At 75.8% G+C, this 3,474-nt stretch carries 3 protein-coding genes and 1 pseudogene; all 4 read left to right on the plus strand.

Going from position 1 to position 3,474, the window contains the following annotated elements:
• Window positions 1-1,556: serine protease (locus H5J33_RS27875; protein WP_258565441.1), on the plus strand; the 1,556-nt coding region annotated here is incomplete at its 5' end.
• Between the two features lie 28 nt (window positions 1,557-1,584).
• Window positions 1,585-2,199 carry a DUF4232 domain-containing protein gene (locus H5J33_RS27880; protein ID WP_181797602.1) on the plus strand — a complete coding sequence of 205 codons (615 nt, stop codon included), beginning with the start codon at window positions 1,585-1,587 and terminating at the stop codon, window positions 2,197-2,199.
• A gap of 76 nt (window positions 2,200-2,275) precedes the next feature.
• A complete protein-coding gene (locus tag H5J33_RS27885; protein ID WP_181797603.1) occupies window positions 2,276-2,875 on the plus strand; it encodes a histidine phosphatase family protein in 600 nt (199 codons plus the stop codon).
• A gap of 209 nt (window positions 2,876-3,084) precedes the next feature.
• Window positions 3,085-3,474 (plus strand): annotated as a pseudogene (locus H5J33_RS27890) (hypothetical protein); the annotation flags it as partial.

Consider the following 3,474-nt stretch of genomic DNA (forward strand, 5'->3'; position numbering starts at 1 on the left):
TGTTCCAGGGCACCCGGCTGGTCGGCACGTTCTTCGGCTCCGACGGGCCGCGCGGCACCACCTGGCACTGCACCGGCAGCGTCATCGACACCAGGGCCCGGAACATCGTGCTCACCGCGGCCCACTGCGCGCGGAGCATGACGGGCGACTACATCTTCGTCCCGAAGTTCGTGAAGGGCGCGGCCCCGGACCGGCAGCCGTACGGCATCTTCCACATCAAGCGGATCTTCATCGACCCGCGGTACGTGCCCGACCCGGGCTCGTCCACCAGCAAGAAGGCCGCCTCCGACCTGGACACCGCGTTCGCCCGGGTCTCGGCCAACCAGTGGGGCAGGTCCCTCCAGGACGCGGTGGGCGGCGGACTGACCTTCACCCGGCCCGCCGGCTACACCCACCGGGGCGTCACCGTCGTCGGCTACCCCTCCCACCGGCACAACAGCGCCGGACGCGCGGTCAAGTGCACCGTCCCGACGAGCCAGTTGCGCGGCTTCCGGCAGCTGTCGATGACCTGCGGCGGCTACTACGGCGGGGTGTCCGGCAGCCCCTGGATCACCGACTACAAGGACGACGCCCGCACCGGCCACGTCATCGGCAACCTCGGCGGCTACAACGGCGGCGGCAACGACGCCGACGTGGACTACATCAGCTACGCCACCGCGTTCGGCGCCGACGCCGCGAACCTCCTCGCCCGCGCCGTCGCCGACCAGGCCCCGCCCGCCGACCTGCCCCCGTACCGCGGCCTGAGCGGCAGCCTGCCGGGCGGTGCCGGGCGCTGGCGCAAGGCCGCTTTCACGGCGTCCGGCGAGTACACCGGCGACCGGCACGGCGATCTGCTGGTGGTGTGGTCCGACGGCGGAGTCACCCTGTACCCGGGTGACGGCAAGGGCGGCTTCGGGGCCGAGAAGCGGCTGCGGCCGGCCAACTCCACCTGGACACACGCCCGTACCGTGGCCGGCGGCACCTTCACGGGTGATCGGCGGGCGGGGCTGCTGGTGCGCTGGTCCGACGGCGAGGTCACCCTCTACCCGCAGCCCGGCCCCTCCGGCCTCGGCCGGGAGATCCGGATGGCGGCGCCCGGCTCCCCGTGGAAGAACGCCGCCCAGTTCGCCGCCGGGGCGTTCGGGGACGACGGGGGCACCGGCCTGCTGGTCCGCTGGGCCGACGGCGGGCTCTCCCGGTACCCGCGGGTGGGCACCGGCGGCCTCGGCACCGGCACCCGGATCCTGCCCGCAGGCCCCGCCTGGACCAAGGCGGCCCTGCTGACCGGCGGCGACTTCGACGGTACGGCCGCCGGGGACCTGCTGGTGCGCTGGGCGGACGGCTCGCTCGACACCTACGCCGGCACCTCGGCCGCGGGGGTCGGCACCAGGTCCCGGGTGCGCGGCCCGGACAGCCTGTGGCAGCGGGCGCGGGTGCTGACCGCCGGCGCCTTCCGCCACGACGGCCCGGCGAACGACCTCGTCGTGTGCTGGTCCGACGGGGAGGTCACGCTGTACGCCGACACCGGCACCAAGGCCCTCGGCACCGAGTACACGCTGGTCCACCCCGGCACCTGACCACACCACGGCACTTCCAGGGGGAACGATGCCCGCCACCACCCGACCGGCCGCCGGCCTCGCCGCGCTCGCGGCCGGCCTCACGCTCACGGCCGGCCTGACGCTGACGGCCTGCGGCACCACCACGACCGCCACACCGGACGCCACCACGACCGCCACCACCACCGCCACACCGGACACGGCCGCACCGCCCTGCCGGACCGCCGCACTGACCTGGACGCTGTCGCTGCTCGACGACGGCAAGGGTGACGGCGACGGCGCCAAAAGGGGCGACGACCGGTCCGGAGCGCGCCTCACCGCCGTCAACAAGGGCTCCGGCGCCTGCCTGTTCACGGGGTACCCGAGCCTTGAGCTCCACAACGGCAAGGCGGACGGCGTCGAGGGTGCCGGTTCCGGGCATCCGGCGGCCGTCGCCCTGCCCGGCCACTCCGCCGTCGCCGTGGACCTCCGCTACACCCGCCGCGGCACGCCGGGCGCGGGCACCTGGTGCGTACGGCAGCACGAGGCCTCCGTCACCGCGCCGCACGACACCGACGGCACGGTCGTCCCGGTCACGGACGCGCACGGGAAGGCGGCCGTGCTCGACGCGTGCGGGGAGACCATCGCCATGGCCCCGCCCCGCCGTACGGGGGCCGGAACCTGACGGCGGCGGGCACCGGGGACGCCGTCCGGCGCAGTCCGTCCTGCGGGCGGCGGCGGCCGTGTGACACCGTGCCGTCATGGGTGACCTCTTTCTCGTCCGGCACGGGGAGACCGAGTGGTCCCGGTCCGGGCGGCACACCGGCCGGACCGACGTACCGCTCACCGAGCGCGGGCGGGACGAGGCGCGCCGGCTGGTCCCGCTGATCCGCTCGCACCGGATCGGGGCGGCCTTCGTCAGCCCCCTCCAGCGGGCGCGCGAGACCGCCGAGCTGATCGGGATCCCGGACGCGCGGGTCGACGCCGACCTGTGCGAGTGGGACTACGGCGGGTACGAGGGCGTGACCACGCCGGAGATCCAGCGGAGCCGGCCGGGCTGGTTCCTGTTCACCGACGGGGTCGCGCCCGGTCCCCCGGACCGTCCGGGCGAGTCCCCCGCGCAGGTCGGGGAACGCGCCGACCGGATGCTGGCCAAGGCCGACGCCGCGCTCGCCAACACCGAGGGGGTCGTCGTGCTGATCGCGCACGGCCACTTCCTCCGGGTCCTCACCGCCCGCCGCCTGGGTCTGTCGCCCCGGCACGGCGCCCTCTTCCAGCTGGCCACGGGAGCGCTGTGCCGCCTCGGCACGGAACACGGCCGGCCCGTGGTGGCGGGCTGGAACATCCGGCCACCGGAGTAGCGGCGGGGCCCCGGGCGGCGAAGGGATGTGCCCCGGATGACGCCCCCCGCACGCCACCGGCGACGCCCCACCACACACCGGCGACGCTCCGCCGCGCACCGGCCGTTGTCAGACCCCGGCCGTACTCTTCGACCGGGGCCGTACGACGGCCCGGGCGGCCGTCCGTGCGGGCGGGGCCGCCCGTCAGCGGTGCCGGAGAGGAGCAGCCCGTGACCCGACCGCCGACCGCCGCTCAGCGGCGGGTGATCGAGGCCGCCGATCCGGTCACCGGCCGGCTGCGCGGTACGCCGGCCCAGCTCGCGGCGCTGGTGAAGCGGGGCCTGGCCTTCCGGCACCCGCGGCCACCGCACGACCACTTCCTCACCCCGGCCGGCCATCGCGTCCGGGAGTCCGTACCCGAGCCGCAGGCGCGGTCCGCGCCGGATACGGGGGTGTTCACGGCCCGGGTCGGCGGTGAGGAGGAGCCGCCGGTGTCCGGCCCGGCCCGGCTCCGGGAGGTGCACAGCGCCTGGCAGGGGCTGCTGGAGCTGCGGAGGATGACGAACCCGGACGGCGCCGTGGACCGGCCGTGCGGCTGGGAGCGGACGCATCTGGTGCGG

This window comes from Streptomyces sp. WELS2 (assembly GCF_013870595.1).
Taxonomy (GTDB): Bacteria; Actinomycetota; Actinomycetes; order Streptomycetales; family Streptomycetaceae; genus Streptomyces.